This is a genomic window from Streptomyces sp. ITFR-21, from assembly GCF_031844685.1.
In the GTDB taxonomy this organism is placed as follows: domain Bacteria; phylum Actinomycetota; class Actinomycetes; order Streptomycetales; family Streptomycetaceae; genus Actinacidiphila.
In genome coordinates this window covers 6,311,419-6,330,034 of record NZ_CP134605.1, presented here as the reverse complement: position 1 = coordinate 6,330,034, position 18,616 = coordinate 6,311,419, and the positions used below count along the sequence as shown (strand labels likewise).

At 73.3% G+C, this 18,616-nt stretch carries 12 protein-coding genes and 2 pseudogenes; 2 read left to right on the top strand and 12 right to left on the bottom strand.

All coding sequences use genetic code 11. The features are described from left to right. Positions 1-105: 105 nt before the first annotated feature. The 7 genes from RLT57_RS28015 to RLT57_RS27985 all read right to left on the bottom strand — a co-directional run bounded on the left by RLT57_RS28015 (position 106) and on the right by RLT57_RS27985 (position 9,493). Entirely contained in the window at positions 106-1,416 is a 1,311-nt protein-coding gene (locus RLT57_RS28015; RefSeq protein WP_311300034.1) for an ABC transporter substrate-binding protein, read from the bottom strand. Between the two features lie 90 nt (positions 1,417-1,506). Then, complete coding sequence (locus RLT57_RS28010) at positions 1,507-2,688, bottom strand: acyl-CoA dehydrogenase family protein (protein WP_311300033.1); 1,182 nt, start codon at positions 2,686-2,688, stop codon at positions 1,507-1,509. Between the two features lie 3 nt (positions 2,689-2,691). Further along, positions 2,692-3,864, bottom strand: a complete 1,173-nt coding sequence (locus tag RLT57_RS28005) for an acyl-CoA dehydrogenase family protein (RefSeq protein ID WP_311300032.1) — start codon at positions 3,862-3,864, stop codon at positions 2,692-2,694. Then, positions 3,861-4,661: an enoyl-CoA hydratase-related protein gene (locus tag RLT57_RS28000; protein WP_311300031.1), complete on the bottom strand. Its 801-nt coding sequence runs from the start codon at positions 4,659-4,661 to the stop codon at positions 3,861-3,863. The genes RLT57_RS28005 and RLT57_RS28000 overlap by 4 nt, the downstream gene beginning before the upstream one ends. 57 nt (positions 4,662-4,718) lie before the next feature. After that, positions 4,719-5,504, bottom strand: a complete 786-nt coding sequence (locus tag RLT57_RS27995) for an IclR family transcriptional regulator (protein WP_311300030.1) — start codon at positions 5,502-5,504, stop codon at positions 4,719-4,721. A 1,370-nt stretch (positions 5,505-6,874) separates the two neighbouring features. Next, positions 6,875-8,125, bottom strand: a complete 1,251-nt coding sequence (locus tag RLT57_RS27990; RefSeq protein WP_311300029.1) for a hypothetical protein — start codon at positions 8,123-8,125, stop codon at positions 6,875-6,877. Positions 8,126-8,419: 294 nt separating this feature from the next. Continuing rightward, the gene (locus RLT57_RS27985; RefSeq protein ID WP_311300028.1) at positions 8,420-9,493 is read right to left on the bottom strand and encodes an alkene reductase; all 1,074 of its coding nucleotides are present in this window, start codon (positions 9,491-9,493) and stop codon (positions 8,420-8,422) included. A gap of 119 nt (positions 9,494-9,612) precedes the next feature. Between RLT57_RS27985 and RLT57_RS27980 the strand changes: the two genes are divergently transcribed. Continuing rightward, positions 9,613-9,993: a MerR family transcriptional regulator gene (locus tag RLT57_RS27980; protein WP_311300027.1), complete on the top strand. Its 381-nt coding sequence runs from the start codon at positions 9,613-9,615 to the stop codon at positions 9,991-9,993. 27 nt (positions 9,994-10,020) lie between these two features. On the opposite strand, the gene RLT57_RS27975 is transcribed toward RLT57_RS27980, so the two are convergent. The 5 genes and pseudogenes from RLT57_RS27975 to RLT57_RS27960 form a co-directional block, all read right to left on the bottom strand. Next, positions 10,021-12,399, bottom strand: a complete 2,379-nt coding sequence (locus RLT57_RS27975; protein WP_311300026.1) for a HelD family protein — start codon at positions 12,397-12,399, stop codon at positions 10,021-10,023. A 361-nt stretch (positions 12,400-12,760) separates the two neighbouring features. Continuing rightward, positions 12,761-14,152 (bottom strand): glycoside hydrolase family 16 protein, encoded by a 1,392-nt coding sequence (locus tag RLT57_RS27970; protein ID WP_399129962.1) that lies wholly within the window; start codon positions 14,150-14,152, stop codon positions 12,761-12,763. Between the two features lie 200 nt (positions 14,153-14,352). Continuing rightward, a pseudogene (locus tag RLT57_RS27965) lies at positions 14,353-15,447 on the bottom strand (glycoside hydrolase family 64 protein); the annotation flags it as partial. 132 nt (positions 15,448-15,579) lie between these two features. Further along, a pseudogene (locus tag RLT57_RS33565) lies at positions 15,580-15,900 on the bottom strand (hypothetical protein); the annotation flags it as partial. Between the two features lie 272 nt (positions 15,901-16,172). Further along, complete coding sequence (locus RLT57_RS27960; RefSeq protein WP_311300024.1) at positions 16,173-16,517, bottom strand: hypothetical protein; 345 nt, start codon at positions 16,515-16,517, stop codon at positions 16,173-16,175. Between the two features lie 683 nt (positions 16,518-17,200). Between RLT57_RS27960 and RLT57_RS27955 the strand changes: the two genes are divergently transcribed. Then, positions 17,201-18,160, top strand: a complete 960-nt coding sequence (locus RLT57_RS27955; RefSeq protein WP_311300023.1) for an aldo/keto reductase — start codon at positions 17,201-17,203, stop codon at positions 18,158-18,160. Positions 18,161-18,616: the final 456 nt, after the last annotated feature.

Here is an 18,616-nt window from a genome sequence, read left to right as displayed (position 1 = left end):
CGATCCACCTCCTCTCGTGTCAGGACCCGATCAGGATTTGCTCGAACTCCGGGCCCGGGGTCCACGGCGGCGTCGCGGGCGTCGCCGTGGAGACCGGCTACCGGGTCAGAGCTTCGCCTTCGGGTCGTTGTACGTGGCGGCCGGGACGAGGGCGGAGTCGAGCAGCTTGACGCCTTCGGGGGCGGACTTGTCGCCGCCGGTGAGGGTCACCGCGATGGCCTGGTTGGGGGTGTGCGTGGTGGGGTCGAAGCCGTAGGTGCCGGTCAGTCCGTCGACCTTCACGTCGGCGAGCGCGGCCGTCACCTTCGCGGCGTCGGCGGAGCCGGCCGCCTTGATCGCCGAGGCGTAGGCGTACACGCTCTGGTAGCCCTCGGAGTTCCAGGAGAACGGCAGCTTGTGGAACTTCGCCTGGAACGACGCGACGAAGGTCGCGGCGGCGGGGGTGTTGCCCGGCATGTCGTAGTAGAAGTCGTACGCGTTCCACGCCTGCGGCGCGTTCTCCTTGAGAGTGGTCGCGCTGGACCAGTAGTTGCCGCCGGTGACGATGGTGGAGAAGTCCTTCAGCAGGCCGACCTGCCGGGCCTCCTGCATGAAGGCGATGGTGCCGGCGCCGTAGGTGCCCAGGAACAGCGCGCGGTGGTCGGCGCCGGCCGGGGTCAGCTTCTGCGCGAGGGCGTTGACCTGCGTGGTGTAGTCCTGCTGGAGCAGCGGCACATAGGTGGACCCCTTGAGGGTGAACTGCTGGCCTTGCGCCTTGAGTTCGCCGAAGAAGCTGTCCGCCTCGTCGTGTCCCGTGACGTAGTCGAAGCCGAACTCGTACCAGTCGGAGGCCGTCGGCACCTTCTTGGCGATGACCTGCGCCTCCGCCACTGCGTACGCGTGGGTGGTGTTGGAGATGTTGTAGTAGTTCTTGGCGACGCGGTCCGGGCCGGTCAGGCCGGCGGCGGCGCAGACGCCGACCATCGAGGCGCCGAGCGAGTCGGCGATCGGCAGCGCGGACAGACAGGCGGCGCTGTTGGTGAAGCCGAACATCAGCTTGTGTCCGGCCGACGCCAGCGAGCGGACCGCGGAGGTCATGCCGGGGGCGGTGCTCTGGTCGTCGCGCCAGTCGATGGACAGCTTCTTGCCGAGCACCCCGCCCTTGGCGTTGATCTCGTCGACGGCGATCTGCGCGCCCTGGTCCAGGTTGGTGCCGAACTCCGCGAGTGAGCCGGACCTGGGAGCGACCAGGCCGAGCGGTATGGTGCCGGATCCGCCGCCCGAACCGGAGCTGCTGGCGGAGCCGGACCCGGAGCCGGACCCGGAGCCGCCGCACGCGGTGAGGACCACGAGGGCCAGCGCCGGGGCCGCCACCGTGTACATCAGGCGGCTGCGTCTGGACCGTGGGCCGACGCGTCCGCGCATGGTTGTGTTCATCTGCTCATCCCCTAGCGACGTTGACAGGTGGGTGTGCTGGGCTGCGTGTGGTGTGCCGCGGGGCACCGGCGGGGCGGGCCGGGCGGCGGGTCAGCCGCGGGGCATGCCGAGGACCCGCTCGGCCAGGACGTTGCGCTGGATCTGGGCCGTGCCGCCGCCGATCGTCAGGGCGCGGGCGTAGAAGTAGTTCTCGGCGAAGGGCAGCCCGGCCGGGTCGTCGCCGGGCGCGAGGACCACGCCGGCGGCTCCGTGCAGGTCACGCCAGAGTTCGAGCATCCGCTGCCCGTGGTCGTCGGCGAGCGTCCTGCGGACCTCGGGCACGACGCCGGTCTCCGGCCGGTACCCGACCCGGCCGAGCGCCTGGACGCGCATCACGTGCAGCGACAGCGCCTGCGTGTAGCCGTCGGTGATCCGCTGCCTGAGGTCGTCGGGCAGCGGCTTCCCGCCGTACGCGGCGCGGGCGTAGCGGAGCAGGTCGGTGTACGACGGCCCGTGCCCCCAGGCGAGCCCGTCCAGGCTCGACATCTGCATCCGCTCATTGGCCAGCACCCGGCGGGCCATCGGCCAGCCGTCGTTCTCCACACCGAGCAGGTTCTCCGCGGGCAGCCGCAGGTCGTTGAAGTAGACCATGTTCCATTTGTGCTCCCCCTCCATGTTGTGGATGGGGTGCAGCGTCACCGCGGGGTGGTCCATCGGGCAGATGAAGACCGAGATGCCCTGGTGCTTGGCGCCCTCGGCGCTGGTGCGGGCCAGCAGCAGGCCGTACTGGGACAGGTGGCCGTGAGTGGTCCAGATCTTGGTGCCGTTGACCACGTAGTCGGTGCCGTCCCGTTCGGCCCGGGTGGTGAGGGAGGCGAGGTCGGAGCCGGCCTCCGGCTCGCTGAACAGCTGGCACCAGACCTCCTCGCCGGTCAGCATCGGGCGCAGGTAGCGGTCGATCTGCGCCGGGGTGCCGACTTCGAGCACCAGCGGACCCACGTAGCCGCGGGACAGCGGGAAGTCGGGGCGGGTGACGCCGGCCCGGCGCAGCTCCTCGTCGATGACCAGTACGTGGCCGCCGGAGGCGTCGATGCCCCACGGCCGCGGCCAGTGCGGGACCATGTAGCCGGCGTCGAGCAGTTCGGGGCCGCTCGGCCGCGGGTGCTCCTGGAGCCAGCGGCGCACGGCCTGCCGGCGGGGGTCGTCGTCGCCGGGCAGGCGGACGTTGAACAAGGTGGTGGACTCGCCGCGCGGCCGGGCGCCGTGCGTGGTGAGCGGGTGCGGCTCGGTCATCGGTCAGACCTCCAGCAGTGCGGCCAGGCGGCGGCGGTCTTCGCTGTTCGTCCCGAGGAACAGCGAGAGCCACTTGGCCCGCCGGTAGTGGCACTGGCTCACGAGGTCGCGCGTGTAGCCGTACGTCCCATGGATGTGGATGCAGTCGGCGGCGACCTTGAGGTAGGTGTCGGTGGCGGCGATCTTGGCCGCCAGGAGCGCGGCGGGCGCCTCCGCCGAGCCGTCGTCCAGCGCCCAGGTGGCGTAGGAGAGCGCGGCGATGGCCGCCTGGGTGGCGATCAGCCCGTCGGCGCACAGGTGCTTGATCGACTGGAAGCCGCCGATGGGCCGGTTGAACTGGCGGCGTTGCAGGGAGTAGTCGACCGCTTCGTGCAGGGCGGCCTCCGCGCCGCCGACGGCCTCGGCGGCGATGGCGACGCGGGCCACGGTGACGGCGTGCTCGACGGCGCGGACCGCCTGCGGGCCGGAGGCGAGCAGGACGCCCGGGGCGGCGTCGAGGGCGACCCGGGCCAGCGGGCGGGTCGGGTCGATGCTGTCGAGGTCGGTGAGCCGCGCGGCGGAGGTGTTTACCGCGAGGAGCGCGGGCTCCCCGTCGGCGTCGGCCAGTACGACGAGGGTGCCGGCCTGGGAGGCGTTGACCACCAGGCCGCGGGTGCCGGTGAGCGTCCATCCGCCGTCCGGACCGCGGGCCGCGGTGACGCCGGCGCCGTCGGGTGGCCAGGAGCCGGCGTCGTCCATGAAGGCGAGGGCGGCGATTACGTCCCCGGAGACGACCGAGGCGGCGAGCTCCGGTACGGTCCCGGCCGCCGGCCGCTCACCGGCCGCCGTCTCCAGCAGCGGTGTCAGCGCGCCGAGCGCCAGCGTGACGCTGCCGAAGTGCGGGCCGGGGTACAGCCGCCGGCCGAGTTCGGCGGTGGTCGTCGCGAAATCCTCGAACCGGAGTTGGAGTCCACCGGCCGACTCGGGTGCCAGGACTCCGCCCAGCCCGACCTCGCCGATCAGGGTCTTCCACAGCCTTGTGTCGTACGGCTGGTCGCCGAGCAGCTGCGGCCGGACGTTGTCGAAGTCCAGCTCACGGGTCAGCATCGACGCCAGCGCCGCACGGCGCTGCAAGGTGTCCGGCGGGGTGAAGTACGCGAGCCGCTCGGCCCCGGGGGATTCCTGGACGGCGTTCACATTCCCTCCCGGGCGAACTTGGCTATCGCGCCTTTGAGGGTGTGCTCCTTGATCCAGCCGCGGGCGTCCGCCACCGTCCGCGTGGTGTGCGCGACGGCGTCCCACTCGGCGCCGGCCAGCACCGCGGTCCTGAACCCCTGCCCTTCGAGCACCCGGTTGTTGGCGTACTTCTTGATCCGCAGCATGTCCGAGGGCAGCTTCGCCATGTTCTCGGCGATCTTGCGGACCTCCTCGGCGAGCCGGTCCTGCGGGAAGACCAGTCCCGCGTAGCCCCACTCGTACGCCTCCCGGCCGGTGATGGTGCTGCCCACCTGGTACGACATGAGCTTCGCGCGCTGCGTCCCGACCAGGAAACTCCACATGGGCGAGATCCAGCCCGCGCCGACCGGCATCTTGGGCCAGCCGAGCCGGGTCTCCTCGGCCACCGCGACGACGTCGCAGCAGACCGGGAGCTGTGTTCCGCCGGCGAAACAATAGCCGTGGACCTGGGCGATAATCGGCTTCGGACAGTCCCACAGCCGCAGCCAGCCCTTCGCCAACTCCTCGATGTGGGTGCGGTCTTCGGCGGCGTCGGCGCGGACGTAACCGCCGTCGGGACTGAGGTCCATTCCGACGCAGAAAGCGCGCCCCTCGCCGTACAGGATTCCCACCCGGGCTTCTTCGTCCCGGGTGAACTCATCCAGTGCGGCATGGTAGTCGGCGATGAGTTGGCCATTGATGGCGTTCAGTTTCTCGGGGCGGTTGAGTCCGATCAGGCCGATACGGCCGTCACGCCGGTAGACAACGGTTTCTGCCATTGCTGATTACTCCTCCCTGTCCTGTGCGGGAATTCGGCGGAGGCGACCGCCGCCGGTTCAGTGGGTCCGCTCGGTCCGGGCCCTGTGGTCCGGGTGGAATTGGGTGCGGGCGCCGATCTCGACCATCACCTTGATGGCCAGGGAATAGTCGGACTCCGTCATCGTGGGCATCAGCCCGAGTACCGCGAGCACGCCGAGCAGTTCGCCGCGCGGATTGAGGACCGGGCAGGAGACGGCGCACACCCCGGGGACGTACTCGCCCCGGCTGACCAGCACGCCCGCCTCCTGGATCCGCTCCAGGTGCTCGCGGTACAGCTCGGTGTCCGTGATGGTGGCCGGCGTCATCGCGCGCAGCCCGCCGCCCAGTAAACACTGGCGTTGTGCCTGGTCGGCGAAGGCCACCACCCACTGGCCGTAGGAGACCTCGGTGATCGGGAAGCGGTTGCCGATGGAGATGGTCACCCGGTGCAGGGCCGCGCCCTCGTGCTTGGCGACGTACATCATCCGCCGTGCGTCCACCTGCTGGATCCAGGCCGCGGTCATGTTCGTCCGCTCGGCGGCCTCGCGCATGACCGGTTTCAGGTCCGCGAAGTAGTCCGTGTTCTCCTCGGCCCGCGCGCCGAGCACGATGGCGTACGGACCGAGGGAGTACAGATGCGTCAGCGAGTCGTATCTGAGCAGCCCGTGCGATTCCAGCGTCCTGAGAATACGCGAGCAGCTGGATTTCGGAAGTTGCAGTTCGGTGCATATCTGGGTGAGCGATGCGTGCGCCGTTCTGTAACGCGAGAGCAGCTTCAGGATTCGGGACGCCGAGTCGACGGACGGGCTGTGGCCCTGTTCCATATGTGGTACTCCGGTCCTCCAGTGGGACAAGTAGAGCCAGAGTCCATCCGGTTTCAGCCATGTGTCAAGACTGCGGACCGGGTGAACCCGACCGGAGCGGAAAGTCGCGCCGACACTGTTCCACCAGTGGAACAAACACCGTTGATGGGCCGGTCGGAGCCTCTCCCCGGTGGGCTGGAATTCCGCCCGCAAGAAGAGCGGGAGTGGTTTTGCTGAGCTGTCCCGAGAAGGCTGGTGTACAGGGCACAAATGGTGCCCGTGGGGGAAGCGGGGCCGACCCGCGGCGGCTGGCCGGGCGGCGGCCGACGGCGGCGAAGCGGGGCGGGGCGGGCTCGGCCGGCGGCGGGGGAAGCGGGCCGGGCTCGGCCGGCAAAACCGGACCTGCGGCGCGGCGGGCACGGAGGGTGGCGCAGGACGCTCGGCTCGGTAGGAGGCCGGGCCGGGGCCGGGGACCCGGTGGAGACGCGGAAGCGCGGTCGGGGCGGAGTCCGCGGAAGCTGGGCGGGGGCCCTCGGCCTGCTCGGTAGCCGTGGAGGGCGGGCGGCGGCAGTGGCCGCGGCGAGAGGCCGGCGCGCGTGGACGTACGGCTCAGCCGCGGGCTCTTCGCGGCGGCGCACCCGGGACCCGGTGCCACGCCGCCGTTCGCGGGTTCCCTGCCGGCCGGCTCGGTCGGCGCCGGCCGCCGGAGGAGATCGTCCTCAACAGGGCGCAGGCGCGCGGTCGGCGCGGTGCGGGCGGGGCGGGGTGCGGCCGGCGGGGCCGCACGCCCCCGCCGGTCAGCCGCGCCGCAGCATCATCACGACGGCCACGATGACGATGACGAGAACGATGGTGCCGAGACCGATGTACATGGGAACTTCCTTCCGTCGGACGGCTGCTGGGGATGTCACTCGAACACCCGCTCGGCGATTCCCGTCCTTCAGGGCGGTTGCCCCGTCCGCCCCCTTCCAAAAGTCCCTCCTCCGGCGGTGCCGCCGCGGCGGGCGCGGCGGACCACGGCCGCCCCGCTCTCGGTGAGCCCGTCCGCCACATAGCGCCGGCCTGCCAGTGGCCGAGTCCCAGCACCTCCGGCACCGCCTGCCCTGCCCTGCGACCGGGCGCCCCCCGCGCCCGTCCCGCCCTTTCGCCTCAGGCAACAGTGCGCGGGATCCGCCGGGCGGGCCAGGCTCGACGTCCGCGGCGCGAGTGGTACGTACCGAAAGGTTCGGGTTGGCGCGGCGGCGGATCCCCGCCGACCCGCTCAGGCGGCTTTTCAACAGGTCGGGCAGGGTGCCGGCGGGTGGTCCCGGCGCCGGGGCGGGCGGTGCCGGGGAACGGCCGGCGCGGCGCGGGCGACGGTTCGGGCGGGCCGCGCTCCTGGGGGTGTCAGCTCAACTCAGCGCGGCGCCGGAGACGTCCGGCTTCCCCGCGCCGATGAAGAAGACACCGGGGAAGCCGGCCGTCTCGAAGCCGTGGCTGGGGTTCGCCCGCAGGGTCGAGGAGTGGACGGCGAGCGTGCCGGTGCGGTCGTTGCTCACGTAGAAGAAGGCGCCGCCGCCCTCCTTGGCGTCGTTGTGGGCGATGAGCGAGCCCTCGACGCGCACGGTGTACTGGTTGCCGTCGGTGTAGACCGCCCCGCCGCTGCCGCCGCCGGGGGTGCCGCCGCGGGCGGGGTTCGCGCCGTGGCCGACCGCGGAGTTGTAGGTCAGGACGCTGTTGAGCACGACCCAGGACACGCCGATGCTGCTGAGCGCCCCGCCGTTGGAGCAGGAGCCGCCCTGCCCGGGTGCGCCGCCGAAGGTGCTGCCGGTGACGTAGACCGGCAGGTCCTGGTACTGGTCGAGCACGCGGATCGCCGCGCCGCCGAGGTCCGGCCCGGTCCCGTCGCAGCGGTTGCGGACGAAGCGGGAGTCGGCCACCTTGAACCGGCCGCCGCGGACCAGCACCGCGCCGCCGCCCCCGCCCTCCGCGGTGTCCCCGGTGGAGTCGCCGTCGGCGAAGGTCAGGTTCTGCACGGTGAGTTCGGGAGCGCTCTGGTCCTGGCAGTGCGACGTGGTCCAGCCCTGGGCCTGGTCGCAGGTGTCCATGTAAAGGATGCGCCGCTGTCCCGCGCCGCTCAGCGTCACCTTCCCGCCGCCGTCCAGGACGACCCGCGCACTGGCGTTGCGCACCTTGGCGGTGGCCTTCATGGTGATCACCACGGGGGCCGGCCCGCAGGAGAAGGTGATGACTCCCCCGGCGGCGACCGCCGCCACCACGGCCGCCGAAGTGCAGCCGGCCGGTGTGCCGTCGCCGATCGTCCGGGTCGGGTGCGAGGTGTCCACGGCCCGCGCGGCGGCCGGCACCGGCGCGTTCCCCCGCGGGTTCCCGGCCTCGAACGCCGCCGGCGGCGCTGTGGGCCGCGGCGCGCGGGACATGGGCGCGCCTTCGTGCCGGGGCGGACGGGTCGGCCGCGCGGTGGTCGCCGTACCGGTCGGGTCCGGTACGCGGCCGGTCGGCGGTACGGCCGCGGTGGTCATGGCGGCGGGCGTTGTCACCTGCCCGCTCGCGCCGGCCGGGCCGCCGGACGCGCCGCAGCCGGACAGGAGGGCGCCGGTGGCCAGACAGCTCACCGCGTACAGGACCACGCGCTTGGACGGCATCGCCCGATGCTAGCGGCAACCGCCGGGCCACCACGGGCGCGTCTGTCCACCCGTTCGAGCAGCCGTCCGTCCGGGGGCGACGGCCGCCGCGTCCCCGCGTGCGGCGGTCCGGGGGCGGGAACGAGGGCAGGGGAACCCCGGCGACGCAGGCCGCGGCCGTCGGGCACGCGCCGCCCCGACGGGACGCCACAGCGCGCGGCGTGGGGCGCCGTACGGGCCCCGGTACGGCATGCGGCGCGTGGCACCGAAGGCGCGGCGCCGGGCGACGGCCCGGCCGGGCGGGGACCGGCGGGGTCAGACCGTGTGCCGGTACGCCGGGTAGGTGAGGTAGCCCGCGTCACCGCCCTGGTAGTACGTGGCCTCGTCGACGGGGGCGATCGGCAGTCCGGTCCGCAGCCGCTCGACCAGGTCGGGGTTGGCGACGAAGGCGCGGCCGAAGCTGATGAGGTCGGCCCCCAGCCCGAGCCAGTGGTCGGCGTCGGCCCGGCCGGTCTGCTTCGGGCCCATCGGAGGCACCGGGTTCACGATGAGGGTGCCGGGCCACGCGCGGCGCAGCCCGAGCAGTATCCGCTCCTCGGCGGTGGCCTCGAGGTGGACGTAGGCCACCTCCAGGCGGGCGAGTTCGGCCAGCAGGGCGGCGTAGAGCTCGGGGACGTCGCTCTCCCGGACGCCCCAGATCGTCGCGCCCGGGGAGAGGCGGATACCGGTCCTGGCCTTGCCCACGGCCTCGACCGTGGCGGACACCGCCTCGACGGCGAACCGGATCCGGTTGGCGACCGGGCCTCCGTAGCGGTCCGTTCGCAGGTTGGCGTTGGTGGAGAGGAACTGCGAGATCAGATAGCCGTTGGCGCCGTGCAGCTCCACGCCGTCGAAGCCGGCGTCGACGGCCCGGCGGGCGGCCTCGGCGTACGACAGGGCGTGCTCGGGCACTTCGGCGGTCTCCAGGGCACGCGGTACGGGCGCGGGCCGCGGTCCGGTCGGGGTGAAGACGTCGCCGACGGCGGGGACCGCCGAGGGCCCGACCGGACGCAGGCCGTTGGTGTCGGGGTGCGAGACCCGCCCGCCGTGCATGATCTGGGCGAAGATCCGTCCGCCGTTGGTGTGCACGGCAGCGGTCACCGGCCGCCACGAGGCGACCTGCTCGTCGGTGTGCAGCCCCGGCGTACCGGGGTTGGACTGCCCGATCAGGCTCGGCTGCACGCCCTCGCTGACGATCAGGCCGGCCGTCGCCCGCTGGGCGTAGTACGTTGCCATCGACGCCGTCGCCAGACCGCCGGCGGCGGCCCGCACCCGCGTCATCGGCGCCATCACCACCCGGTTCGGCAGCGTCAGGTCGCCGAGCCGGTGGCTGTGGAAGAGGGTGGTCACCGCGGTACTCCTTCGTGGTACGGAGCGCCCGGGTCCCCGGGCACAGCGGCTACGCTAGAACCTGACACCGACGTCAAGGGCAAGCTCTGTACCGCACGGCACAGCCGGGAGGGCGCGGCATGCGCATCGGGGAACTCGCGTCGCGGGCCGGGGTCAGCGTCCGGTCGCTGCGCTACTACGAGGAGCAGGGCCTGCTCAGCAGCACCCGCAGCGGCAGCGGGCAGCGGTACTTCGCGGAGGACGACGTCGAGCGGGTCACGTTCATCCGGCGGTTGTACGCCGCGGGGCTGTCCAGCCGCACCATCGTCGAGCTGCTGCCCTGCGTCGACTCGCCCAGCGAGGGCAACACCGGCACCGCGCTGGAGCGGATGGCGCAGGAGCGCGACCGCCTCTCCGGGCACATCGACGACCTCGTCCGCACCCGCGACGCCCTCGACGGCCTGATGGCGGCGGCGCGGGCCCACCGGGAGAGCCTGCGGGCCGCCCTGGCCGGCTCCTGAGCCCGGCGGCCCGCGCCCGCCCTCCGGTCAGCGGGGGTCCAGGCCGGCCAGCATGTCCGGCAGTTCCCCGCGGTGGATGACCCCGAGGCTCCTGGTGGCACGCGTGAGCGCGACGTAGAGGTCGTTCACGCCGCGGCTGTGCGCCGCGAGGATCTGCGCGGGCTCCACGACCAGGACCGCGTCGAACTCCAGCCCCTTGGCCTGGGCGGGCGTCAACAGGACGACGCGCGCGTCCAGCGCCGACGGGCCGTCGAAGACGGCGACGCCGTCCAGTCCGGCCAGCGCGCCGATCAGTTCGGCCGGCCACTTTGGGGGGTGGATGACCGCCGTCCTGCCGCCGTCCGGCGCCGCCGCGATCTCCTTCCCGACCGCGGCGCGCAGCGCCGGTCCCCGGTCGTCGCGCGGGATCCGCAGGCTCCACGGGCGGATCCCGCCGCTGCGCACCGCGCCGGGAGCGGTGAGCGCCGGGTCGAGCGCCCGCAGGACGCCCTCGGTGACGCGCATGATCTCGGCCGGGGTCCGGTAGTTGACGGTGAGTTCGACCGTACGCCAGCGTCCCGCCGTGTAGGTGTCGAGCGCCTCGCCCCAGGAGGTCAGCCCGGCCGGCGCGCCGGTCTGCGCCAGGTCGCCCACGATCGTCATGGAACGGCCGGGGCAGCGGCGGGTCAGCAGCCGCCAGGCCATGGGGGACAGTTCCTGCGCCTCGTCCACGATCACGTGCCCGAAGCCCCAGGTCCGGTCCTCGGCGGCGCGCTCGGCCAGCGGGCGGAGCGCGTCCTCGCCGCGGTACTGCCGGGCCAGCAGCTCCGGTTCGACCAGCCCCTCGCCGAAGTCCTCAAGGACGACCTTCGCGTATTCCAGGTCCGCGGCCCGCGCGGCGGCCGCCGCCCGGCGGGACGCGCCGCCGCCGGGCGGCGGGCCGAGCAGCTCGGCGGCCTCGTCCAGCAGCGGGACGTCGTCGGTGGTCCAGGAGGCGGCCGGCCCGCCCTGGGCCGGGCGCGCGCGCAGCAGCGCGGCGCGTTCGGCCGCGGAGAAGTCCGGCATGGCGGCGGTCAGCAGCTCCGGGGAGCCGAACAGCGCCGTGAGCAGCTGCTCCGGGCTCAGCAGCGGCCACAGCCGCTCGACCACGGCCTGGAACCCGGGCTCGCGGACGAGCGCGTCGGCGAGGTCCGCCACGCCGTCCAGGTCCATGTCCCCGCCGCGGTCCCTGGCCAGCCGCAGGGCCAGCTCGGCGGAGAGCCGCTCGACCAGCTCGGGCCGGGCCGCGTTGTGGGGCCCGCCGGTCCTGCGCGCGACGGCCTGCGCCCGCTCGCACAGGGCCCTGCCGACCCGCACCTCCTCCTCCCGGTGCGACCCGCGGCCCACGGTGACGGTCCACGCCGTCTCCGGCAGCTGCCGCAGGCCCTCCAGCGCGGCGGCGAGCACCCCGGCCATCCGCGCGTCGCCCTTGACGGCGGCGGCCTCGGCCGTCTCCGTGCCGGTCGGCGTGACGCCCGGGTAGAGCGCGCCGATGCTGCTCAGCACGACCTCGCTCTCGCCGAGCGCGGGCAGTACCTGGTCGATGTAGCGCAGGAACGTCGTGTTCGGCCCGATGACCAGCACGCCGCTCCTGGCCAGCCGGTCGCGGTGGGTGTAGAGCAGGTACGCGGCGCGGTGCAGGGCGACCACGGTCTTGCCGGTACCCGGACCGCCCTGCACGACCAGCACACCGCCGAGTTCGGAGCGGATGACCCGGTCCTGCTCGGCCTGGATGGTGGAGACGATGTCGCCCATCCGCCCGGTGCGGGCCGCCGTCAGCGAGGCGAGCAGGGCGGCCTCGCCGCTGAGCTCGGAGCTGTCGCGGCCCTCGACGGCGCCGACACCGAAGGCGTCGTCGTCGAAGTCGACGACGGCCCGGCCCTTGCTCCGCAGGTGGCGCCGCGCCACCACGCCGCCGGGCGCGGCGGGCGTCGCCCGGTAGAACGGCTCCGCGGCCGGCGCCCGCCAGTCGGTGAGGAGCGGCTCGTGGTCGTCGTCCGCCAGGGCGATCCGGCCGATGTAGCGCCGCTCGCCGTCGGCGTCTTCGATCCGGCCGAAGCAGAGCCCGTACTCGGCGGCGTGCAGTTCGGCCAGCCGGCGGGTGTGGTGGATCTCCAGCGTGTCGCGCTCCATACGGGACTGGAACGTGCCGCCCCTGTCCTGGAGATGGAGTTCGCGCAGCCGGTCCGCGGCGAGTCCGCGCTGGGCTTCGAAGCGGTCGTACAGGGCGCCGACGTACGCGTTCTCCGCTCGCAGCTCGCCGGCCCGCCAGTCGTCGGTGGGCCGGGCGGCGCCGCGGCCCGGGTGCGTCCCGCCACCGGCTCCGTGCGCGCCTGCGGCGCGGTCGGCTGACGGTAGTTCGGGCGGGAACGGTGGGGGAGGGACCAAAGCTGGCTCCACTGGATCAGGACTCTCGGTCGACCGGACGGCTGAGGAGGGCGGCGGGCGTCTTCGCCGGCCCGGCGGTCCCGTGCGGGCCGCCGGCCGGCCGCTCGGCGGACTCCTCGGCACGCGATTGTGCGGCATGACCGGGGCCTTGCCGCAAGCCCCCCGGCACGCTGTACGTTTGGACCGGCGAGGAGTGAGTACTCCGCCTCCTTTCCCCTTCGCCGTCCACAGTGCACGGACCATCCCCTCGGCTGGACGGCGGCGCGCCGCGTACCGCGGCGGCGCCGGTCCGGACCTGCTCCGGGGAACCGGCCCCTGCCCCGGCCCGGCGGGTCGGCGGCGGGACCGGTTCCGGCGGGTCCTAGCTGCTCTGGGTGTAGGTGAAATGCGGGGTGTCGTACTGGGGGCCGCTCTTCTCGTAGGTGAACCAGTAGGTGAGGACCGAACCCGCGGACAGCCCGCTCACCGTCTGGGTCCAGGTGCCGCCGCTGACCGCCATCCGGAAGTTCTGCTGGCCCGCGCCGTTCACCAGGTAGTGGACGTCGACGTACTGGGCGGGTGTGGTCGGGGTGAAGGAGATCCGGGCCTGGCCGGCGCCGACCGAGGTGGCGTTCTGCGCGTAGTCCGGCGTCGTGGTCCCGCCGGTCGTGCCCCCGTCCGTGGTGCCGGTGGTCGTACCGCCGTCCGTGGTGGTGCCCGTGGTCGTGCCCCCGTCCGTGGTGGTGCCCGTGGTCGTGCCCCCGTCCGTGGTGGTGCCCGTGGTCGTGCCCCCGTCCGTGGTGGTGCCCGTGGTCGTGCCCCCGTTGGTGGTGGTGCCCGTGGTCGTACCGCCGTCCGTGGTGCCCGTGGTCGTACCGCCGTCCGTGGTGCCGCTGCCGTTGCCGGTCTGGTAGACGGCCATCCAGTCCACGGACATGCCGGCGCCGGAGGTGATGTCGGCGGAGGGCGAGGTGCAGCCGCAGACCTTGTCGGGGTAGGAACCGCCGATCGCGACGTCGAAGATGGCGAAGAAGCCGTGGTCGACGGCGGCCTGCCAGGTGGCGACGGACACCTGGTTCTCGTTGACCGTGTAGGTGAGGGCGCCGTCGAGGTAGAAGCGCAGCTGCTCGGCGGAGGTGTTGGTGCGGTCGACGATCACCGAGTAGGTGTGGAAACCGGTCTGGCAGCCTTCACAGGGTTGCAGGCCGCTGCTGATGCCGTCGGGGTCGTGGCACTCCCCCGCCCACACACCGCAGTGGAAGGTGGTCGAGTGCTGGCTCAGCGCGTTGACGTCCTCGAAGATGTCCAGTTCGCCGATGCCGGGCCAGTTGGTGGCGCCGACCGGCCGGGCCGCGGCGCCCATCGCCCAGAACGCCGGCCAGTAGCCGAGGCCGTGCTGCGGGTTGGGCTGCTGGATGGACGCACTGATCTGCAACTGGCCGCCGGGCGGGGCGGCGAAGTCGGTGCGCTGGGTCTCGATCCGGCCCGAGGTCCAGTGCCCGGCGGCGTCCTTGAGCGGCTTGATCACCAGGTGTCCGGCGCCGTCCTGGTAGACGTTGGCCGTCGAGTCGGTCGCCGTCTCCAGTTCGCCGGTGCCCCAGTTGGTGGCGGCGCCCGGGTAGTTGTAACCGATTCCGGTGTCGTAGAGCCAGTTGTCGCGGTTCAGTCCGGTCCCCGAGGCGCCGTTGAAGTCGTCGCTGAAGACGGTGGTCCAGCCGGTCGGCGCGCCGGGTACCGCCGCGGCGGCCGATCCGCCGGTGACGGTGAGGCCCAGGGCGCCGGCGGCCAGCAGGAGCAGGGCGCCGAGGGCGGCGAGCGGAGTCCGCCGCCTCCGGCGCCTGCCGCCGGGTGCCGCGGCGGGGTTCGCGTTTCCTGTCATGAGCGGTGGTGGCCCTTCGCGTGGGTGTGTGTCGCGGGATCGTTCGCGGCGCCTGCGCGCCGTTGCCCGGGGACGCGGGTCCCCGGGGACCGCGGTCAGTTGAAGGGGTCGAGGATGAGCGACGCCTGCTGCGGGCTGCCGTCGTGGACGAGGGACTCGTGGTGGCCGACGTCGTCGAAGGCGAACGCGTAGGCATTGCCGTCCGCCATCTGCGCGTGGATGGCGCGGGCGTACTGGTTGGTCACCGCGTCCTGGTAGAAGCTCCCGGCACCGGTGTCGGGCTGGTTGGGGTTGACCAGCAGCGTGGAGCGGTTGTAGCCGGCGCACAGGGTGCGTGAGATCGGCCCCCGGACCAGGTCGTTGGGCGCGTCCAGCAGCTTGTAGCAGCCGAAGACGCTGTCGGCGTCGGGCTTCTGGAAGCTGGTGACGACCGCGCCGGAGGAGTCGGTGAAGTTCATGACGTTCCCCGAGACGCGGCCGAAGTACCTGGTGTTCGGCTGGTCGGTGAAGGGCGTCACGGTCAGCGTGGCCGTGGTGTACTTCTGCCAGACCCGGTTGATGTAGTCGTCCAGGACGCCGCCGGACAGCCCGCCGGCCTCCACCGCGTGTCCCGGGGCCAGCGCGCGCAGCACCGAGCCGTCCGCGGCCGTCTGGATGAGGCCGCCCCAACCGGGCTGGCTGCGCAGCGCGTTGAGGACCGCGTTGTAGCCGCCGGACTTGAGGTGGCCGGTGGTCTGGGCGGCGCCGGTGGTGGAGCGCACGCCGACCGCGTAGGGCGCCGAGAACATGTCCACCTGCGTGCTGTTGAGCCACAGGCCGCTGTCGTTGAGGGTGTACTCCGACCAGTTGAACAGGATGCCGCGGTTCGGGTCGGCCGGGTTCTGCACCGCGGGCTGCACCAGGCCGCCGGTGGCCAGCTGGAAGACCAGCTTGCGGCCGTAGGAGAAGTACACCCGGCCGGAGAACTTCGGGATCCGGATCGTCACCGACTGCCCGCTCGCGGGGCCGGCGATCGAGGCGTCGGGGGCGGGGGTCGGCGGGTTGCCGCCGGCCGGCCAGGCGTGGAAGGCGCCGTCGGCGTCCGCCCAGCCCTGCCGGCCGCTCGCCAGTTCGGTGCCCAGGTCGTAGAGGTAGACGCTGTCGGCGCGGCCCGAGTTGTTGGTGATCGTCAGCGGGATGGTGCCCGGTACGGGCTGGGTGCCGCCGCCACCGGTCGTGCCGCCGGTCGTACCGCCGCCGCCCTGGGTGTAGGTGAACTGCGGGGTGTCGTACTGGGGGCCGTTCTTCTCGTAGGTGAACCAGTAGGTGAGCACCGTGCCGGTGGAGAGCTGGCCGACCGTCTGGGTCCAGGTGCCGCCGCTGACCGCCATCCGGAGGTTCTGCTGGCCCGCGCCGTTCACCAGGTAGTGGACGTCGACGTAACTCGCGGGCGTGGTCGGCCTGAAGGTGATCAGCGCCTGGCTGGAACCGGTGGCCGTGACGCTCTGGGTGTAGTCGGACGCGTCGGCCGCCGCGGGCCCGGCGACGGACGTGAGGCCGAGCAGTCCGAGGACGACCAGCAGGGCGGCGGACAGGACGGCAGCGGCGCCGCGGCGCCGGTGCGGACGGGGCAGCGCGCGGCGCGGAAGGGGGGATCTGCGCATGTGAGACGTGGTCCCTTCTGAGTTCGTGCAGCGAACGGGAGGATGGGTCGCCGCCCCTTTGAGAGGCTTCCACGCCGGTAGCGCGTGAAAGCGCTCCCACCCGGGGATCGAGATGGAGTCTCAGCGAGCGTCGCGTACACGTCAAGATGACGAACCGGATCCGTCCGCCTCGCGACGCGTCACGGGTGTGCCGGCACCACGTGAACGGCCGTGTTCCCCACCGCGGTTGCGGTGGGGAACACGGCCGGCCGGATCGACGGGAGCGCCGCGGGTCAGGAGAAGATCTGGAGTTCGGACAGCTGGGCGGCGGGCCAGCCGGTGTCGGCGGTCACGTTCAGCCGCGGGTAGCGGACGGGGGTGGTGGGCACGGTGACGGTGACCGGGTTGCCGGTGGCCGGGTCGAAGGTGCAGCCCGTCGCGGCCTTCAGCGTGGTCCAGGTGGCGCCGTCGGTGGCGGGGCGGTGCAGGAGACGTCGACCTGGCACCACATGCGGCGCGAAGGGCCACATGGTGCCGACGCCGTAGTCCCACCCCGGGTCGAACTGGCCGGTGCGGACGCATTTGTTGCCGCTGTTGGTGGTGGCGCCGGCCAGGTACTCGGTGAAGGGCACGGCCACGCGGGGGTGGCCGCCGTCGCCGGGGCGGCGGGCAGTGCCGGCAGCGGGACCGCGGCGGTCACGGCCGTGGCGGTGGGGCCCGTGACCAGTCGTCGCGCCGCTGGGACGGCTCGGGACAGGGCACGTCGTGCGGCGCGGGTCCGGCATGGGAGCACGTGCGCTCCTCGGAGGGTGACGACCGATCGGCACGGGGGCCCGTGGCCGATCATGAACACCACAACGTGGCGGCCGTCACTCAACCACCGGGATCAGATGTGCACAAGATATCGACCAGATATCGCAACATGACGATAGTCCGGCACGACCGTTTACGACGATCGGCGACATCCAGCCGGTTCGACGAACCCGTACATGACCTGCGGAGAAGGTGTTGGACTCGCGTCGGTCGACCACCGTGAGGCCCGGTCCATTATGAGGCCACCCACCCGATATCGGGACCGCGGCGCACCCCTCGCGCACCGCACTCCCCTCGCATAGCCGCGCAACCGGCCTTCGGGTCTCAATTCTTGACCATGCATTTGCAATATCACGCCTTGCCGGTCGCGGCCGGCCATCGCCCACCCGGGTGGCGCGGCCGGGTCGCCGCTGCGGCACGGGCCCGCGGCGCTACCGTGATCACACGAGGGGGCGGAGCGGTACCCGTGACCGTCCGTCATGCAGCGCACGTCCGGAAGGAGTCTCCCGTGCCGACCCAGGTTCCCGTCCGGCGGATCGGACTCGGGCTGGCCGCGGTCGGCCGCCCCGGCTACATCACGCCGGACCGCGACCGGGACCTGCCGCCGGGGCGAGGGGTGGACGCGATGCGCCGGCGGGTGCGCGAACTGCTCGACCACGCCTGGGCGAGCGGCGTCCGGCACATCGACACCGCCCGTTCGTACGGCCGCGCCGAGGAGTTCCTCGCCGAGTGGCTGAGCGACGGCGGGGAGCGGCCGGGACTGGTCGTCTCCAGCAAGTGGGGCTACACCTACACCGCGAACTGGCGGGTGGCGGCCGGGACGCACGAGGTCAAGGACCACGGCGTCGCCACGTACGACCGGCAGCTCGCCGAGACCCGGCGGCTGCTCGGCGACCGGCTGGACGTCTACCAGGTGCACTCGGTCACCCCGGACAGCCCCGCCCTCACCGACCCCGTGCTGCACCGCCGGCTCGCCGGTCTGGCCGCGACCGGCGTCACCGTGGGGCTGTCGACCAGCGGGCCCGCCCAGGGCGAGGCGATCCGCGCCGCCCTGACGGTCAGCGTCGACGGCGCGCCCCTGTTCCGCAGCGTCCAGGCCACCTGGAACATCCTGGAGCCGTCGGCCGGCCCGGCCCTGGCCGAGGCGCACCGGGCGGGATGCGCGGTCATCGTCAAGGAGGCGCTCGCCAACGGCCGCCTCGCCACGGCCGATCCGGCGCTCGACCCCGTGCTGGGACCGGTCGCCGAGGCGGCCGGCGTCGCCTACGACGCCGTCGCGCTGGCCGCCGCCCTGCACCAGCCGTGGGCGGGCCGGGTGCTGTCCGGCGCCGCGACCACCGCCCAGCTCGACGCGAACCTGCGGGCCGCCTCCGTCGCACTCGCCCCCGCCCAGACGGCCGCCCTCGCCGCGCTGGCCGAGACCCCCGCCGCGTACTGGGCCCACAGGTCCCGGCTCCCCTGGAGCTGACCGGCTGTCAGCCGGCCGTCGGCGCGTTCGGCTCGGCCGGGATCGACGCGTCCCCGGTACGCACCGGACGCGGAGGGCGGCCTGACCGCCCCCGGCACCACGATCGGGATCCGGCCCTGCGGCGGCGGCGCCGCGGGCGGTGACCGGCACCTCGGCCGGTGAACCGCGGCTCCGCGGCGGGACGCGGTGCCTGGACGGGTACGGCAACCGGTCCGCGGCCGGCACCGAGCTGGCGCCGCGGCCCTGCGACGGCGGCGCCGACCGGCAGCGGCGGCTCAACCCGGACGGGACCGTCACCGGTGTGCGGTCGGGGCTGTGCCCGGACGTCACCCGCGGTGACCAGGCGGCGGGCAACGTCAACGGCACCCGGCTGGCGCCGCGGCCCTGCGACGGCGGCGCCGGCCGGCAGGGGAGCCCGGGTGCGCCGCGGCCGGTGCCGCGCGGGCCGGTGGCGGT